Origin of the sequence: Mesorhizobium sp. M1E.F.Ca.ET.063.01.1.1 (genome assembly GCF_003998155.1) — a bacterium.
Lineage (GTDB): Bacteria > Pseudomonadota > Alphaproteobacteria > Rhizobiales > Rhizobiaceae > Mesorhizobium.
On sequence record NZ_RZSC01000065.1, the window covers coordinates 1 to 16740 of the forward strand.

General features: G+C 61.8%; 14 protein-coding genes and 1 pseudogene. 13 read left to right on the top strand and 2 right to left on the bottom strand.

The window, feature by feature from the left end; genetic code table 11:
• From EOA29_RS08100 to EOA29_RS08125, 6 genes and pseudogenes are all read left to right on the top strand, one after another.
• Positions 1-893 (top strand): ABC transporter permease subunit (locus EOA29_RS08100; protein ID WP_145969640.1); only part of this gene is annotated, 893 nt, incomplete at its 5' end.
• Positions 894-989: 96 nt separating this feature from the next.
• Positions 990-2084, top strand: a complete 1095-nt coding sequence (locus EOA29_RS08105; RefSeq protein ID WP_127220711.1) for an ABC transporter ATP-binding protein — start codon at positions 990-992, stop codon at positions 2082-2084.
• 95 nt (positions 2085-2179) lie between these two features.
• Positions 2180-3073 carry a MurR/RpiR family transcriptional regulator gene (locus EOA29_RS08110; protein WP_127220712.1) on the top strand — a complete coding sequence of 298 codons (894 nt, stop codon included), beginning with the start codon at positions 2180-2182 and terminating at the stop codon, positions 3071-3073.
• Positions 3074-3132: 59 nt separating this feature from the next.
• Positions 3133-3597: a hypothetical protein gene (locus tag EOA29_RS08115; RefSeq protein WP_127220713.1), complete on the top strand. Its 465-nt coding sequence runs from the start codon at positions 3133-3135 to the stop codon at positions 3595-3597.
• Positions 3598-3784: 187 nt separating this feature from the next.
• Positions 3785-4159, top strand: a pseudogene (locus EOA29_RS08120) (alkene reductase); the annotation flags it as partial.
• Between the two features lie 136 nt (positions 4160-4295).
• Positions 4296-5471 carry a Fic family protein gene (locus EOA29_RS08125; RefSeq protein ID WP_127220714.1) on the top strand — a complete coding sequence of 392 codons (1176 nt, stop codon included), beginning with the start codon at positions 4296-4298 and terminating at the stop codon, positions 5469-5471.
• 975 nt (positions 5472-6446) lie between these two features.
• Here EOA29_RS08125 and EOA29_RS08130 read toward each other — a convergent pair.
• The gene (locus tag EOA29_RS08130) at positions 6447-8234 is read right to left on the bottom strand and encodes an ABC transporter ATP-binding protein (RefSeq protein ID WP_127220715.1); all 1788 of its coding nucleotides are present in this window, start codon (positions 8232-8234) and stop codon (positions 6447-6449) included.
• A gap of 193 nt (positions 8235-8427) precedes the next feature.
• Here EOA29_RS08130 and EOA29_RS08135 point away from each other — a divergent pair, with 193 nt between their 5' ends.
• The 5 genes from EOA29_RS08135 (at position 8428) to EOA29_RS08155 (ending at position 14153) form a co-directional block, all read left to right on the top strand.
• On the top strand, positions 8428-9786 hold the full coding sequence (locus EOA29_RS08135; protein WP_127220716.1) for an LLM class flavin-dependent oxidoreductase: 1359 nt from the start codon (positions 8428-8430) through the stop codon (positions 9784-9786).
• A gap of 12 nt (positions 9787-9798) precedes the next feature.
• Entirely contained in the window at positions 9799-10572 is a 774-nt protein-coding gene (locus tag EOA29_RS08140) for a DUF427 domain-containing protein (protein WP_127220717.1), read from the top strand.
• Between the two features lie 62 nt (positions 10573-10634).
• The gene (locus EOA29_RS08145) at positions 10635-12278 is read left to right on the top strand and encodes an ABC transporter substrate-binding protein (RefSeq protein WP_127220718.1); all 1644 of its coding nucleotides are present in this window, start codon (positions 10635-10637) and stop codon (positions 12276-12278) included.
• Between the two features lie 31 nt (positions 12279-12309).
• A complete protein-coding gene (locus tag EOA29_RS08150; RefSeq protein ID WP_127220719.1) occupies positions 12310-13269 on the top strand; it encodes an ABC transporter permease in 960 nt (319 codons plus the stop codon).
• A complete protein-coding gene (locus tag EOA29_RS08155) occupies positions 13266-14153 on the top strand; it encodes an ABC transporter permease (RefSeq protein ID WP_127220720.1) in 888 nt (295 codons plus the stop codon). Before EOA29_RS08150 ends, EOA29_RS08155 begins: the two co-directional genes overlap by 4 nt.
• An 83-nt stretch (positions 14154-14236) precedes the next feature.
• Here the strand turns inward: EOA29_RS08155 and EOA29_RS08160 are convergent, their stop codons facing one another.
• Positions 14237-14569: a hypothetical protein gene (locus EOA29_RS08160; protein ID WP_127220721.1), complete on the bottom strand. Its 333-nt coding sequence runs from the start codon at positions 14567-14569 to the stop codon at positions 14237-14239.
• Between the two features lie 217 nt (positions 14570-14786).
• On the opposite strand from EOA29_RS08160, the gene EOA29_RS08165 reads away from it, so the two are divergent.
• Complete coding sequence (locus EOA29_RS08165) at positions 14787-15833, top strand: 2-oxoglutarate and iron-dependent oxygenase domain-containing protein (protein WP_127220723.1); 1047 nt, start codon at positions 14787-14789, stop codon at positions 15831-15833.
• A 28-nt stretch (positions 15834-15861) separates the two neighbouring features.
• On the top strand, positions 15862-16740 hold an 879-nt coding region (locus tag EOA29_RS08170), incomplete at its 3' end, for a PLP-dependent transferase (RefSeq protein ID WP_127220722.1).

Below are 16740 nucleotides of genomic sequence, written 5' to 3' on the forward strand. Positions count from 1 at the left end.
TTACAGGCAAGGGCGACAATGGCGCACACACGCCATTGTCCAGCACCCATGCCTTGGTCGTCCATTGCCTCACGCTTCCCTGGCTTGCGCTGACGGTGGTCGTCTACGGCATGATCGTCTACGGGAGCTTTGTGAAAGTGTGGGGTCTCGACCACGCATTCACGCTCGATCACTACCGCGAAGCTTTCGGTCTTGGCTGGTCAGATGGCAAGCTGATCTGGAGCGGCTCGGCGTGGGGCTCGCTGGCGACAACCCTCAGCATTTCGCTGGTGGCAGCGCCTTTGACAGCCGCCCTCGGACTGTTGACGGCTTGGCTTCTGGTTCGCCAGCAATTCGTCGGAAAAAGCGCCTTCGAGTTTGCGACGATGCTAAGCTTTGCCGTTCCCGGCACTGTGGTTGGCTTGAGTTACATCCTGGCTTTCAACGTCCCGCCGATCGAACTTACCGGCACCGGCGTCATCCTCGTCCTCTGCTTCGTGTTCCGTAACATGCCGGTCGGTGTTCGCGGCGGCATCGCTGCGATGAAGCAGATCGATCACAGCCTGGACGAAGCTTCGCTGACGCTTGGCGCCGACAGTTCGCAGACGCTGCGCAATATCGTGCTGCCGCTGCTGCGTCCCGCCATTGTGGCGGCCATCGCCTATTCCTTCATCCGCGCAATCACCTCGGTGAGCGCTATCATTTTCCTGGTAAGCGCCGACCACAACATGGCGACAGCCTACATCGTCGGTCTCGTCGAGAATGGAAACTATGGCGTGGCGATTGCCTACGCCGATGTTCTCATCGCCGTCATGCTTGCGGTCGTTATCGCCGTTCAGCTCGCTTTCGGAACCCGCCGCCTGCGGCGGCACGAACGCCTGGCCAAAATAGCGACAGCTCCGGTTCGGTCATGAGCGCTGGACAAGACAACGGGCGTCATGCGGCGGCAACATATGTTGCATAACACCGTCTGGCGCTCATCGACGGGGTCATGAAAGGAGGACTGTTTCATGCTGCAAACTCCGAGAGCGGCTGCAAACAAAGTGTTTGCCGAGTATGGTCGCGTGGTGTTCGAGGCCGTGTCCAAAGTCTATGGGGGTGTGTGCGCCGTGGACGATGTCAGCTTTGATATCGAACCGGGATCGCTGGTCACCCTGCTCGGACCGAGCGGCTGCGGAAAAACAACCACATTGCGCATGATCGCAGGGCTGGAACTGCCGACACACGGCCGAATCGTGATCGGCGGCCGTGACGTATCGATGCTGCCCGCGACGTATCGCAACGTCGCCATGGTTTTCCAGTCCTACGCCTTGTTTCCCCATATGAGCGTGATCGGGAACGTCTCCTATGGCCTGCTGATGTCGGGGATACGGAAGACTGAAGCAAGGTTAAAGGCTGAGCAGGCGTTGGAAATGGTCGGCCTCGCCGGCTACGGCGCTCGGCTACCCAGCGAACTGTCCGGCGGGCAACAGCAACGAGTCGCAGTGGCCCGTGCCGTCGTTCTGGAACCGGAGGTTCTATTGCTGGACGAGCCCTTGTCGAACCTCGATGCAAAGCTCCGACGCCTGGTTCGCGACGAGATACGTTCCCTGCAGCAGCGCTTGGGCGTCACGACGGTCTACGTTACCCACGACCAGGAGGAGGCCATGGCGGTTTCCGACTCGATGGTCGTGATGCAATCGGGTCGCGTCGCGCAGCAGGGAACAGCGGCCGGGCTCTACGAACACCCCCGGTCTTCCTTCATCGCGAGCTTTATCGGAGAAGCCAACCTACTAGAGTGCGAAGCGCGCCAATCCAGGGACGGGAAATGGGTCGCGATGATTGCAGGCTCCGAGATAGCAGTTTCGGATGCGGCGGTCCTGGCCGGGCCGGCAAAGCTGGTGGTTCGCCCGGAGGCGCTTCATTTGACTCAAGCAGAAGCCCATGACGGCTTGGTCGGAGAAATCGAATCCTGCGCTTTTTTGGGCGACAGGGTTCTCTACCGGATCAACTCGCCGATCGGCCTGCTCTACCACACCGAGTATCAGGCTCCCATCCGCAACATGGAATCGCGCTCGGTCGGACTGCTTCTCGATCCCAGCAAGCTCAAGTTTGTCACTGACTGAAACCGAGTGAAGCGAAGTGCGGCTTTCGCTTTCGGCGAGAAGCATCGCGGGCAGCTCTTTCGTGGGGTTCTCAATAGAGCAACAAGGGATGAGATATGATCCAACGGCTTGCGACGAAGGACAAAATCCTCGTGCCATCAAGTTCCGTGGCAGGAGCACCCTACGATGTAGAGCAGCTGCTTCTCGACCAATTCGAGGAGATGTCGCAACAGCTTAAGCTGGCGGCGAAGTACATGCTCGATCATCCGGCGGACGTCGCATTCTGCTCGATGCGTGAACTGGCGCGCAAGGCAGCGGTCGGTCATACGACCATGATGCGGCTGGCGCATTGGATCGGCTTTGACGGCTATGAGGAAATCCGATCGCGATATCGTGCCATTTTCACCGCCAACAGCGTACGGCCGCCGGTTGGCGCGCTCCCGGATGTGGACATTCATGTCGATTCCGACGATGTCGTCGCCACTTTTGTGGGCCAAACATATGGCTTGGCCGAGGGCCGGGAGTTTCCACAGCAGCTTGTGAATGCCGCGCAAATCCTCGCTCGTGCGCCAAGGATATTTTGCTTTGGGCTGCGCTCGCAATATGCGGTCGCGCATCAGTTCACCTATGCGCTGTCGCATTTCCACAAGCCCGCCGTCCTACTGCATGACACAGATGGCACGGGCATGGACGCGCTATGGAACTCCGGTCCGGGTGACGCTCTGCTCCTGATCAGCATCGCGCCTCATGCGCGCTTGACCGTCGAGGTTGCGCGCAAGGCTGCATGCCGCGGTCTGGCTATCGTCGCCATCACCGATGATCGCCTCTCACCGGTCGCCGCCCTGGCTCGCGCCAGCATATTGGTGCCACTGCCCAAGCGCTTGTACTTTCAGAGCATCACTCCGGTGCTGGCTGCCGCGGAGACCCTGGCTGGTCTCATCGCACAAAGATCGAACGCCCAGATAAGCGATCCGGCCAAGCTCGGGGAACTTGACGTCTACTGGCGTTGAACTCGTGATGGGCACAGCACAACGATGCCTCATCGTCAGCATCCAGGGTCGCGTCGAAGGTGTCGAAATATTCCGACGAACTATTTGACAAAAGCAAGCCGAACCAGATTTCAGCCGTGCGTCGAGACGCGCTAATGCTTCTGGAGAGGTTCATTGATCCCAAGATGGCTCGTTCGCGCCTCAAGGCGAATATAGAGACTTTCAAGCGTGAGCGAGATTATTGCTCTACTGCGCCACATGTCCCCGTCACGTTTACATTGGTCAATAAAGAGTCGATGCTTTGTCTGCGCACCGACGAGGATGGCGGATCCAGCGTTGACGCGTGGCCATCCAAAATGGGCGATATTCCACCTGGAGATGTGATGATGTGGAAGCAGCGGTTGGAGGAATCCATCGGCGCTGAATTGGCAGTAATGCGCGCGGCGGAATATTTTGCGGAATTCGCGCGACAGGCTCCGGAGCGAATCTCTTACTGCTACTCATTGCTTGAAGCGATCGACATCATTCTCCAGTCTTTAGAATAGCGGTCGAAGCCATCGGACTCGGCTCCTTATGCTTGGGCTTGCGCTTCGACAGCCGCCGGGCCGAGTTCGACGGGATCGGTAACCGTCGCGAAAATGTCGATGAAATTCCGCCCGAACGGCTGCCGCAGCGATGCAAGAGGGTAGAGAAATCCTCATCATTGCCGAGCGGCGGCAAGCGATGTGCGACGCGCATGTCGCTGGCTGGCGCATGGTCGCGGATGCGGTCCACGATGCCGGCGGCCGCTTATGTGGGGCGATCTCTCACCCCGATAACACCCCGCATCATTGCCAGCCGGTCGCGCCTTCGGCAATCGCGCCGGGCGTCAATATGTTCACGATGACCGGCATGCAGCCCATCCCCGAACCGCGTGAGCTGACGACTGCTGAGGTCAAGCAGACCGTGGCTGATTTTGCCCATGCGGCCAAGCGCGCCGACGAAGCAGGCGCCGACGGCGTGGAAGTCCACGGGGCGAACGGGTATCTGGTGCACCAGATCCTTGCGCCGAATGCCAATCAGCGCATGGACCAGTATGGCGGTTCGATGGAAAACCGCGCTCGGTTCGTTTCCGGTGGGTTTCTCTAGGAACGATTTCTTGACTAACGCTCTTGGTTAGTAAAGAATTCGTACCTAGTGAAGGGGTCGGGGAACATTGCCGTGCCTTGCGCTCCAGGATCATCTCTTGACGCATGGGTGCGTGATGCCAACGCGTAAGACCGGTCGATATGAAAGCGTGATTGTCGGCGGGGAGAAGGTAGATGCCTTTGTCCCCTTAGACCTGCCGCCCGCGCGTCCGGCGCTGGCTATCAATGACGAGCTCGAACATCGCCTGCGCGAAGCCGAGCAGGCGCTCGTTCGGCTCGACCTCGCAGGTGAGATGGTGCCGTCCCTCGATTGGTTCATCTACGCCTTCGTGCGCAAGGAAGCGGTGATTTCGTCACAGATCGAAGGCACCCAGGCATCGCTTGTCGACCTTCTCGCTTTTGAGGCGGAGGAACATCCCGTAGCCAGTGCGGACATCGAGGAGGTCACGAACTATCTCGACGCTCTGGCCTATGCGCGCGGCCAACTCACAGCGAAACGTGGCCTTCCTCTTTCGATGCGACTTCTGAACGAAGCGCACAAGCGACTGATGCGCGGTGTGCGGGGCTCGAACAAGCAGCCAGGGGAGGTTAGCCGCAGCCAGAACTGGATTGGGGGAAGCCGGCCAGGGAATGCGGCCTATGTGCCGCCCGCGCCCGACAAACTTCCTGAACTGCTTGGCGCGTTTGAAAAATATATACACGCCAACGAAAAGCTGCCGGCGCTCGTGCGCACGGGCCTGCTGCATGTGCAATTTGAAACCATCCATCCCTATCTCGACGGCAACGGCCGGATCGGACGACTGCTGATTGCGTTGTTGCTGGAGCATTGGCAGTTGCTGAAAGCTCCGCTTCTCTATCTCAGCCTGTTCTTCAAGCGTCACCGCGAAGAGTATTATCGACGACTCAACCGCGTGCGACTGGAGGGTGACTGGGAAGGCTGGACCGACTTCTTTCTGGATGGGGTTGCCACGATTGCCGATGAAGCCGTGGCGTCGGCGCGCGAGTTGTTCAATCTGGTCAGCGCAGACCGGACTCGATTGTTGGGCGCAGAGTCCGCTTCCGTCTCGGCATTGAGGCTGTTCGAGCAGCTTCCGCGACATCCAATAGTGACGGTGGCCTCCACCATGAGGCTGATCGATGCCAGCAAGCCGACGGCAACTCGCGCAATCGAAGTGCTCGTCGAGGCCGGCATTCTCGTGGAAACGACCGGCAAAAAGCGTGATCGCAGCTTTGCCTACCGGGCCTATATGGAGTGTCTGCGGGCAGGAACGGACCTGCCTGGCCGTGAATGATGGAAACGGGGCAGGGACAAGTTGCTTGCAAGCTGGGCTTTGGGATTCGTGTAATAAAACGTCGGAAGTTACCTGCAATTGCTGACGATTTGATACACGACCGAATCCGTTGAAATCTCTCAGCGCGACCTTGCCGTGCAGCTGATCGAGCGGCAGGGTATCATGCGCCTGTCGGACCTGAAGCGCCGAGGGATCAATTCGCCACGCTTGCACGCCTGGTCAATGAGGGCGTCCTACAACGCCCCTCGCGTGGACTCTATGAACGCGCAGGCGCTGACGTCGACATCGCGCGTCCCTGGCCGAGGTCGCGGCGCGTGTCCCGAAAGGCGTGACCTGCCTCATATCGGCACTCCAGTTTCATGAGATCACGCAATCTGGGTGAAAGAACGCCGCGTCCCGCGCTGGCATTCAGGGCTTCGGTCAGCTCAGATCCGCGCTTTTGACAGGACGGTGTGCCGGAGGTCGTGTCTTGCAGGTCCATGATTGGTGCAACCAACTCCGAGCGCCAACTCGCTTGACGCGCAACACAATATTCCGGAACTGCCGCTACAGGCACCTGGCCGGTGATGACCTGTCAAGGCCTGCTCCGAAGTGTATTTCTCGGCCATTTTCGCTTTACTCTTCGCGATCGTCGTATATAATTGACACATAAAGGTGAATTTGAGAATTTTTGAAGCATAAATCCTTATTTTTCAAAAGCTTAAGTTTTTGACGGTCTTTTTGACGGTCTCAAAAAAGTTGAAAAATTATTCCTTTTTGAAATCAATACTTTACGTTGCTAGGATACAAGAGTGGAATGATTTGGGGTCCTTCGCGGACTATCGCTAATTATCGCTAACCCGCTCTAAGCAACTGATTTTCAAAGCAGAAATCTTCAGCATCTATCGCGGACTATCGCGTGCAAAAGGACCGGCCAGGGCGCGGATGGTCGAAGTCTCAGAAGGCCAGCACTACTCCGTTGCGGAACAACCAGCCCTACAGCTTATAGCAGGCAATGGTGTGACCCGGTCCAAGCTCCTTAATTGGCGGTTCCGCTGTTCGGCACGCTTCCTCCACCAAGGGACAGCGGTCGGCGAAGCAGCACCCTTTGGGCCCTGATGCGGCTTCGACCAGGGTGGACACGACCGACGCTTGGTCTTCCGAAGACGCGGCCAGAAGCAGGCTTGTGTAGGGATGATTAGGCCCGCGAAAGACCTGCTCGGATGAGCCGGTCTCGACCAGCCGGCCGCGATAGAGCACGCCGATCCGGTCGGCCATGTAGCGCACCACCTTGAGGTCGTGGCTGATGAACAGATAGGTCGTGTCCTTGTCGCGCTGCAGGTCGTTGAGCAGGTTGAGCACCGTCGCCTGCACCGAGACGTCGAGCGCCGAGGTCGGCTCGTCCAGCACCACCACTTTCGGCGCGCCGGCGAAGGCGCGCGCGATCGCCGCCCTTTGCCGCTGGCCGCCGGAGAGCGAGCGTGGCTTCTGTTCGGCGGTCGTTTCCGCCAGCCGGACGGAACGCAGCAGGTCGGCGACGCGTTCGCGCGCCCGGCTCCGGCCAAGTCCGGCAAGCCGCCGCAGCGGTCGGCTGATAATCCGCCCGATCCGGTGGCGCGGATTGAGCGTGCGGTCCGGCGACTGGAAGACCATCTGCACGTCGCGCCGCTCGCTCCGCGCCCGTCTCTCGGCGCGCGGCGCGACCTTTCTGCCGAACAGCTCGACCGATCCTTCGCTGGGTACCTGCAGGCCGGTGACGATCCGTGCCAGCGTCGATTTGCCGGAGCCGGATTCGCCGATCAGGCCAAAAGTTTCGCCCTGGCCGATGCTGAGATCGACATTGTGCAGCACGGCCTGCGAACCGAAGGAATGGCTGACGCCCTTGCAGGCGATGGCGACCTGTCTGTCCCTTTGATCTGTCCGTGCGGCTCCCGCCTCAGGGCGATCGCGAACGGTTGTGCTGGTCTCGGCCAGCCGACCGTCACGCTTGGTGAGATTGAGCGCCGGGATCGAGGCGATCAGCGCCTTGGTATAAGCATGGGCAGGGTTGTCGAAGACATTGCCGGCAGCACCGGTCTCGACCACCGTTCCCGATTGCATGACCGCCACCCGGTCGCAGGAGCGGCGTATCAGGTTGATGTCGTGGCTGATCAGAAGAATGCTGGTTTTGTGCTCCCGGCGCAGATCGTCGAGGATGGCGATGACCTCCGACTGCACGCTGGCATCGAGCGCCGTCGTCGGCTCGTCCAGCACCAGCAGCGCCGGGTCGAGCGCGATGGCGATGGCGATGTTGGCGCGCTGCTGCATGCCGCCGGACAACTCGTGCGGATAGAGGTCGAGCACCCGCTCGGGGTTGCTCACCCGCACACGCCTGAGCAATTCGGTCGAACGCCAGCGCGCTTCTTCGTATCGGACCGGCCGATGGCGCATGATCGTCTCGCCGATCTGTCGCCCGATCGTCATCGCCGGATTGAGCGCGGCGCCCGGATGCTGGTAGACGGCCGCTATGCGATCGCCCCTCAGTCCGCGCAAATCCTCGCCGGAGAGGCCGCGCATTTCGCGACCCAGGAACTCCAGCGCCGAGGCCGCCAGCCGGGCATTCCCCGGCAGGTAGCGCAGTATGGCGAGGGCTACGGAACTCTTCCCCGAGCCTGACTCGCCGACAAGCCCCAGTGCTTCGCCTTGACCGATTGCGAGCGACACACCGTCGACGGCGGATTGCCATCCTCTTTTCCCGCCATAAGCGATCGAAAGTTTTTCCACATTCAGCACTGATGGGGACATCAAGACCTCGAAACCACTTTCTTTCGGTGCCCTAATCAAGGGCAATCGCTTCCGCTTATTTAGTACATAATCTCTATAAAATTACTCGAATTAATGCGCAGCGCAATCTAGCCTTTCACTTGATCGAGAGATTCTGATTGCGCTGGTCGATGCGTCGCCAGGGTCTCTCGCGCGGATTTGCAAGGAGGCCGGCATGGCGCGAAATCACATGATCCTCAGCGCATTCTTCTTCAACCCGCAGGGCGATCACCGCATGTCGTGGCGGCATCCGCGCGCGCCTGGCCGCGAAGTACTCGGCTTCGACTATTATCGCGAGCTGGTCCTGGCCGCTGAGCGCGCTAGGATCGACACCATCTTCGTTGCCGACCACGTGTCGATCTGGGATTCGGTGAAGAGCGGCGTCGCCCACTACGCCAACGCCCGCCTCGAGCCGCTGACGCTGTTGTCGGCGCTGGCCGGCGTGACGAAGCATATCGGGCTGATCACCACCGCGTCGAGTTCCTACAGCGAGCCCTACAATGTAGCGCGTCTGTTCGCCTCGCTCGACCACATCAGCCAGGGCAGGGCCTCCTGGAACGTCGTCACTTCGGCCATGGACGAGGAAGCACGCAATTTCGGCCGCGACGGCAATATCGAGCATGCCTTCCGCTACCAGCGCGCCGCCGAGTTCCTCGATATCGTCAAGGGGCTGTGGGACAGCTGGGAAGACGAGGCCCTGCTTTTCGACAAGGACAGCGGCTATTTCGCCGATCCGGACAAGGTCCATGTGCTCGACCACCGCGGCACGCATTTCAAGGTGCGCGGGCCCCTCAATGTCCCACGGCCGCCGCAGGGTCATCCGCTGATCGTCCAGGCCGGCTCGTCCGAGGACGGCAAGAATTTCGCCGCCGCTCATGCCGACGCTCATTTCGCCATCTACAGTACCAGGCAAGACGGCATCAAGTATCGTGAGGATATCAACGAGCGGCTGGCGCGTCACGGCAGGCGACCGGAGAGCTTCAAGATCCTGCCGGGTATCCTGCCGATCGTCGCCGCTTCCGAGGCCGAGGCGCGCGACAGGCAGGATTACCTGCAGACGCTGCTCCCCGATCGCGTCGGCATCGATCTCCTGTCGAGCTGGAGCGGCATCGACTTGTCGGCCTATCCGGCGGACGGCCCGCTGCCGCAGCTTCCCGACGAAAGCACCTTCAACGGCGGCCGCACCTCGCTCAACCGCGTCAAGCACTGGGCCTCGCAGAACCTGACCCTGCGTGAGATCGCGCGAAAACTCGCCAACAGCGGCTCGGTGCCGACTGTCGCCGGCACGCCGAAGCAGATCGCCGACCAGCTGCAGGACTGGTTCGAGACCGGCGCCGCCGACGGCTTCAACCTGATGTTCCCGTTGCTGCCCGAGGACTGGGTGAACTTCGCCGAACAGGTCGTGCCCGAGTTGCAGCGCCGAGGCGTCTTCCCGACCGAATACGCGCCCGGAACGCTGCGCGACCGCTTCGGGCTTGCCCGCCCCGCCAACCGCTTTGCCGAGCAGCGCGCCAACGTGCGCGCCGTATCCTGAGGGAGAGTCGTCATGACCGCCGCTCCAAGACTGCAGCCGCGGGAGGCGACCGCGCCGCAGCTGATCAATGTCCTGCACAGCCCCAAGCGCGTCCGCGTCAAGTTCGCCGGCCGCGTCATCGCCGACAGCCGCAACGTGCTGGTGCTGCGCTCCAATCATTTCCTGCCGATCTATTTCTTCCCGCTCTCGGCGGTCGACCAATCCGTGCTGAGACCGTCGAAGCATGGCCAGCAGCATGCCGTCGGCGGCGAAACAAAATACTGGGATATCGACACGGGCGACAGGCGCGCCGCCGATGCCGCCTGGTCGTTCACCGCACCGCCCGACGAGAACCTTGCGCCGCTCGCCGGCCGCATCGCCTTCACCTGGAACCTCGTCGACCAGTGGTTCGAGGAGGAGGAAGAGGTCTTCGTCCATGCCCGCGATCCCTATGCCCGCATCGACGTGCTGCAGAGCGCGAGCCAGGTGCGCATCTGGTTCGACGGCGAGCTGATCGCCGACAGCCAGCGTCCGGTGCTGCTGTTCGAGACGCATCTGCCGACACGCTTCTATCTCAATCCGGAAGATGTCCGGCTCGATCGCCTGAGGCCATCGAACTCGACGACGCGATGTCCTTACAAGGGCATCGCTTCTTATTGGTCAGGCGTGCGCAAGGACGGCTCGCTGCGCGAGGACATCGCCTGGAGCTACCGCGACCCGATCGCCGAGATGCCGAAGATCAAGGGGCTGATCGCCTTCTATCCGCAAGCGGTGGACCGCATCGAGCTCGACGGCCAGCCGGTCTGAGTCAGGCTCCTCCAGCCATTCCAACCAGTTTCATCGAATCGAGTTTCAAGAAGAGGCACAAAATGACCAAGCGCAACGACATCGGCTCACTCCGCAACCTGTCCGGCGACATCTGGAATGTCGCTGTTGACGAATATGTCGCCGGCTACCTGAAACGCCGCGATCTCCTGAAATACGCGGCCCTGATCGGCCTGACCGGCTTCGCCGCCTCGCAGGGCCTCGGCTTTTCCGGCGCGGCGCGCGCTGCCACCGCCGGCGGTACGGTTCGCGTCGGGCTCGGCCAGCCGACCAAGGCCATCGATCCGGTCACCGTTACCGATCCGGCCAGCATCGGTGTTCTCAGCCAGGTCGGCGAATATCTGATCCTCGACGATCCCAAGGACGGGCTGCAGCCGAAACTGGCCCTGTCCTGGGAAGCCGATGAGACGGCAAAGCGCTGGACGTTCAAGCTGCGGCCGGGCGTGAAATTCCATGATGGCCGCACCGTCACCGCCAAGGACGTCGTTGCGAGCTTCGAGCGCTTGGTCGATCCGAACAGCGGCTCCTCGGCGCTGTCGGCCTACAAGGGCATCCTGTCCAAAGGCGGCGCCAAGATCGTCGACGACGAGACGGTCGCGTTTGATCTCGACCAGTCGAACAGCAATTTTCCGTTCTATGTCTCCTCTGACGTCTACAATGCCGTGATCCTGCCGGCCGACTATGCCGGCGATTTCGAGAAGACCTTCAACGGCACGGGTCCGTTCAAGCTCGAATCCTTCCGTCCCAAGCAAGGCGCCAGCTTCGTGCGCAATCCCGACTACTGGGGCGAGAAGGCGCTGCCCGACCGGGTCGAGATCAAATTCTTCGACGACGAGCAGGCGCAGGTGGTGGCGCTGCAGGCCGGCCAGCTCGATGTCATCCCGAGCACCACGCGCCTCGAACTGGCGATCGAAGGCAATCCCAACTTCAAGCTGCTCAGCGTGCAGGCGAGCTCGCATAACGCCGTGCATCTGAGGACCGACCAGGCGCCGTTCACTGACAAACGCGTCCGCCGCGCGCTGGCGCTCACCCTCGACCGTGAGGCTATCGTGAAGGGCCTGCTGAAGGGGCGCGCCATCGCCGGCAACGACACCCCGTTCGCGCCGATCTTTCCCTCGGCCGATCCCTCGGTGCCGCAGCGCAAGCAGGACATCGCCGAGGCCAAACGACTGCTGGCCGAGGCGGGCGTACCCAATGGCTTCGAGGTGACGCTGACCACCGAACGCGCCTACGACATTCCCGACTACGCCGTGATCATCCAGAACTTCGCCAAGAAGGCCGGCATCGACATCAAGCTCAATGTCCTGCCGCAGGATGCCTATTACGGATCGGCGACGTTCGGCAGCTCGCCCTGGCTCGATTCGAACCTCGGCATCACCGATTTCGGCCATCGCGGCACGCCCGACATCTTCCTCAACGCGACGCTGAAGAGCACCGGAGCGTGGAACGCCGCGCATTTCAAGAATCCGGACTATGACGCATTGCTGGTCGACTACGGCAAGGCCCGCGACCTTCAGGCGCAACGCGTCGCGGCCGGCAAGATCCAGACCTTGCTGCTCGACGAGACGCCGGAGATCATCAGCTACTTCTCGCAATACAGCCGCATAACCAGCACCAAGGTCGAGGGCGTCCGCTTCACGGCGATCTCGCATCTGCTGCTCGACCGCGTTTCCTTCGTCCAGGCATGATGCGGAGACGTCAAACCAGCTGGAGCGCCGGATGCTGACCGGCCGCACCTTGTCGGCGCGCGTGGCCTCCCTGCTCCTCACCCTGTGGCTGGTCAGCGCGCTGGTCTTCCTCGCCGGGCAGGTCCTGCCCGGCGATGTCGCGCGCGTCATGCTCGGTCCCTTCGCCGACGCGCAGGCCGTCGCGGCGCTGAACAGAGAGCTCGGCGCCGACCAGCCGATGCTCGTCCAATACTGGCGCTGGTTCAGCCATGCGCTCGGCGGCGACTTCGGCACGTCGCTGTCGATGCGCGCGCCGGTCGCGCCCTTCGTGCTGCAGAGCCTTGGGCGCTCGGCAGCGCTTGCCGGGATTATCCTGCTGTTTCTTGTGCCGCTGGGCGTCGGCGCGGGCATCGTCGCCGGCCTCAACCTGGGCCGCTGGATCGACCGGTTGATCGTTCTGGCGGGCGTGTCCTTCGGCATCGTCCCGGATTTCGTCTCAGGGCTGCTCCTGCTCCTGGTCCTCGGCCTGTGGCTGAACTGGTTCCCGATCACCGGCGCCGCTCCGGACGGGGCGGGCTTCTGGACGAGCGGCTATTATCTCATCCTGCCGGCGCTGCCGCTGGCGCTGAACCTCGCGGGCTATCTGGCGCGCATGACGCGGGCAGGCGTGATCGAGGCCCTGGCCGCGGACTATACGCGCACCGCCACCCTGAAAGGGCTCGATCGCTGGCAGGTCATTTCCAAGCACGTGCTGCCCAATGCGCTGACGCCGACGATTGCGGTGCTTGCCACGCAGAGCGGCTACATGCTTGGCGGGTTGGTTGTGATCGAAACCCTGTTCGGCATCCAGGGCCTTGGCAATCTGGTGCTGAGTGCCGCCAAGGCGCGCGATTTCCCCATGCTCGAGGCCGGCGTCCTCGTCATGGCGACGATCTTCGTGCTCTCCGCGGCGGCGGGCGATCTGGTGCAGGCGCTGCTCGATCCGCGGCAACGCCGGCGGGCGTCGCCATGATGGATCTGCTGGAGTTCCCGGCGCCTCGCCATGTGCCGCTGGTCTCGCGGATAAAAGGCGAGGTTGGCAGCGCGCTTCGCGGCCTCGCTCCATCCGTGGTCATCGGCTCGCTCATTCTTCTGTTTTGGATCGCCTGTGCTCTGTTCGGCGATCGGGTGGTTCCCTACGATCCCTACGCCGAGGATTTTCTCGCCATGCTGGCGCCGCCCGACGCCGCACACTGGTTCGGGACCGACCAGCTTGGCCGCGATGTGTTCTCCCGCATTGTCGTCGGGTCGCGCGATATCCTGCTGGTCGCACCGCTGGCGACACTTGGCGGAGTCGCCGGCGGCACCGTCATCGGCCTGTTGCTTGGCTATTTCGATGGCCTGGTCGATGCCATTGGCGCGAGGCTGCTCGATACGCTGATGGCATTTCCCTTCATCGTGCTCGTCACAATGACGCTGGTGGCGCTTGGGCCCTCGAACCTCACGGTCATCCTGGTTATCGCCGTCGCCTACACGCCGCTGGTGGCGAGGACCGTGCGCGCCGCGGTGCGCGGCCAGCGCGAGCGCGACTATGTCAGCGCCGCGCGTCTCGGTGGCGAAAGCGCTTTCGCCATCATGGTTCTGGAGATCCTGCCCAACATCAGGGAGACGATCCTCATCGAGCTCGTCACCCGTCTGGGCTACGCCTTCTTCTCGATCGCGACGCTTAGTTTTCTGGGCCTTGGCATTCAGCCGCCCTCCGCCGATTGGGGCCTCGCTGTGGCTGAAGGCTATGGCTTCCTCACCGGCGGCAAATGGTGGGTGGTTGTCTTCAATTCGGCGGCAATCGTCTCGCTGGTGATGGCCACCAATCTGATTGCCCAAGGCATCGGCGCCTTCGAGAACAATCGAGATTAGCCTCGGTTTCAAGTCAGTCGATCGGCGCAGAGCCGTGCCCGGCATTCAAAATGCCTGGACACGACCGTGCATACCAATCGCTGCTATTGCATCGCATTGCGCAGCCGCTCTACGCAGAGCGCGCGGAGCAGACGAGCTGCATCAGCATAGGTAGATGGGCCCTCGCCGTTCCCGATTGCCGGGTAGCCCAGAAGTGCCGAGACATCGCCCTCGATGCGCCAGGGAAGGATGTCCGTGCAGGTACGCATTCTGCCGAAGACAGAACTGATCGGCACCATCCGTCCCTCGAAACTCACCTGGGGCTCCTCGGTGCCTGGCGCCCAGCCCTGGTAGGCCTCCAACGCCTCGTCGAACGCTCCATGCAGCATGACGGGTGCGTGCCCTTCGTGCAGCGCGGGCAATTGGCGTGTGGTCATAAGGTCTCCTCCTCGAAGCGGCTGCCCCACACCTCATTGTGATATTGCGTGCGATCAGGGTTAAAGTCTACAAGTTTTATAGAATTAACAAAAATTCGCCTCCGCGGTTGCGTCCGCGATACGCGAATTCTTCCGGTCCTATCTGAAAAGGTCGGCATTTTCTTTGTTTCCCATGTTGGCGGTGCAACGCTTTCCTCCTCAGAGAAAGAGGATGAAAATGAGTAAGTCCGCAGACGCAATTCCAGTGCTGGATTTTTCCGGTTACGAAGCGGAGCCGGACTCCCGCAGGCGATTTCTCGAAGAGCTGCGGCGCGCCGCACGGGATGTCGGGTTCTTCTACCTCTCCGGCCACGGAATTCCGCAGTCGTTGATCGATGACGTGCTAGGCGCCTCGCGCCGCTTCTTTGCTTTGCCGGACGAAGACAAGCTCGAGATCGAAATGGTCAACTCGCCGCATTTCCGCGGTTACAACCGAGTCGGCCAGGAACTGACGAGGGGGCAGAGGGACTGGCGTGAGCAGGTCGACATCGGCTCGGAAGCGCCAGCGCTAACCCGCGATCCGGGACAGCCAGCATGGCGGCGACTTCAGGGGCCGAACCAGTGGCCGAGCGCACTGCCGGAATTGAAGCCGTTGCTGCTTGAATGGCAGGAGCGCCTGACAGAACTTTCGACCCGCTTGCTACAAGCATTCGCCGTCATCCTCGAACAGGATGAGGACGCCTTTGAGACCATCTACGCCGGCACGCCAAACCATCTCATCAAGATCATTCGTTACCCAGGGCGCGATTCCACGGAGAGCGAACAGGGCGTCGGCGCGCATAAGGATAGCGGTTTCCTGACGCTTCTTCTCCAGGAGCGGCAGAAGGGACTGCAGGTCGAGGACGCGGACGGCAGTTGGATCGACGCGGAGCCGCGCGCGGGAACTCTCGTGGTCAATATCGGCGAGCTCCTCGAGATGGCGACCGATGGCTACCTCAAGGCGACTGTGCACCGGGTGGTGACGCCGCCGGCCGGCACGGACCGGCTGTCCGTCGCCTTCTTCCTGGGCGCGCCGTTCGATGCGGAGATTCCGCTTCTGGAACTCTCCCCGCATTTGAAGGTGCAGGCGAATGGCGTCACCCGCGATCCGCAGAATCCGCTCTATCGCAACTCCGGACAGAACGCGCTGAAAAGCCGGCTGCGCTCGCATCCCGACGTGGCGCGGCGCCACCATGCCGACCTGCTCGCCGCCCAAGCCCGGGCCGAAGTCGCACCCTTTGCCTGACCGCTGGAACCAGACAGGAGGAAGTCACATGACGTTGGAAAATCTATCCCCTGAGACCCTTGCCCTGCACGGCGGCAACTGGCGCGCCGACCCCGCAAGCGGCGCCGTCGCGGTGCCGATCTATCAGACGACGTCCTATCAATTCCAGGACACGTCCCATGCCGACCGTCTCTTCGCGCTGGACGAGATCGGGCACATTTACACCCGCGTATCCAATCCGACGCAGGACGCGCTGGAAACCCGCATCGCGGCGCTGGAAGGAGGCGCTGCGGCGCTTCTGCTCTCCTCCGGCCAGGCGGCTTCGGCCTATTCGGTGCTGAACCTCGCCGGCGCCGGCGACAACATCGTTTCCTCGACCGACCTCTATGGCGGCACATGGGCGCTGTTCGCCGCGACGCTCAAGCATCTCGGCGTCGAAGTCCGCTTCGTCGATCCGGCCGATCCTGAGAATTTCCGGCGCGCCACCGACGCGCGCACCCGCGCCTACTACGCGGAATCGTTGCCCAACCCCAAGCTCCAGGTCTTCCCGATCAAGGAGGTCGCCGATATCGGCCGCTCGCTCGGAGTGCCGCTGATCGTCGACAACACCGCCGCGCCGCTCACCATCCGGCCGTTCGACCATGGCGCCGCGGTCGTGGTCTATTCGGCGACGAAGTATATCGGCGGCCATGGCACCTCGATCGGCGGCATCGTCATCGATGGCGGCAATTTTCCCTGGGAAGAGCATGCCGAGCGTTTCCCGACGCTCAATCAGCCCGATCCGAGTTATCATGGCAAAGTCTGGGTGGAGGCGGCCAAGCCGCTCGGACCGGTGGCTTACGTGCTGCGCATCCGCACGGTTTTGCTGCGAGACGTCGGCGCCGCGATCAGCCCGTTCAACGCCTTCCAATTGCTGCAGGGTCTCGAG

What these genes read in the sequence shown, in the direction of transcription:
- EOA29_RS08140 (WP_127220717.1), top strand. Translation starts at nt 9,799, where the DNA reads ATGACCGCCGCTCCAAGACTGCAGCCGCGGGAGGCGACCGCGCCGCAG.
- EOA29_RS08105 (WP_127220711.1), top strand. Translation starts at nt 990, where the DNA reads ATGCTGCAAACTCCGAGAGCGGCTGCAAACAAAGTGTTTGCCGAGTAT.
- EOA29_RS08160 (WP_127220721.1), bottom strand. Translation starts at nt 14,569, where the DNA reads ATGACCACACGCCAATTGCCCGCGCTGCACGAAGGGCACGCACCCGTC.
- EOA29_RS08145 (WP_127220718.1), top strand. Translation starts at nt 10,635, where the DNA reads ATGACCAAGCGCAACGACATCGGCTCACTCCGCAACCTGTCCGGCGAC.
- EOA29_RS08130 (WP_127220715.1), bottom strand. Translation starts at nt 8,234, where the DNA reads ATGTCCCCATCAGTGCTGAATGTGGAAAAACTTTCGATCGCTTATGGC.
- EOA29_RS08165 (WP_127220723.1), top strand. Translation starts at nt 14,787, where the DNA reads ATGAGTAAGTCCGCAGACGCAATTCCAGTGCTGGATTTTTCCGGTTAC.
- EOA29_RS08155 (WP_127220720.1), top strand. Translation starts at nt 13,266, where the DNA reads ATGATGGATCTGCTGGAGTTCCCGGCGCCTCGCCATGTGCCGCTGGTC.
- EOA29_RS08110 (WP_127220712.1), top strand. Translation starts at nt 2,180, where the DNA reads ATGATCCAACGGCTTGCGACGAAGGACAAAATCCTCGTGCCATCAAGT.
- EOA29_RS08150 (WP_127220719.1), top strand. Translation starts at nt 12,310, where the DNA reads ATGCTGACCGGCCGCACCTTGTCGGCGCGCGTGGCCTCCCTGCTCCTC.
- EOA29_RS08135 (WP_127220716.1), top strand. Translation starts at nt 8,428, where the DNA reads ATGGCGCGAAATCACATGATCCTCAGCGCATTCTTCTTCAACCCGCAG.
- EOA29_RS08125 (WP_127220714.1), top strand. Translation starts at nt 4,296, where the DNA reads ATGCCAACGCGTAAGACCGGTCGATATGAAAGCGTGATTGTCGGCGGG.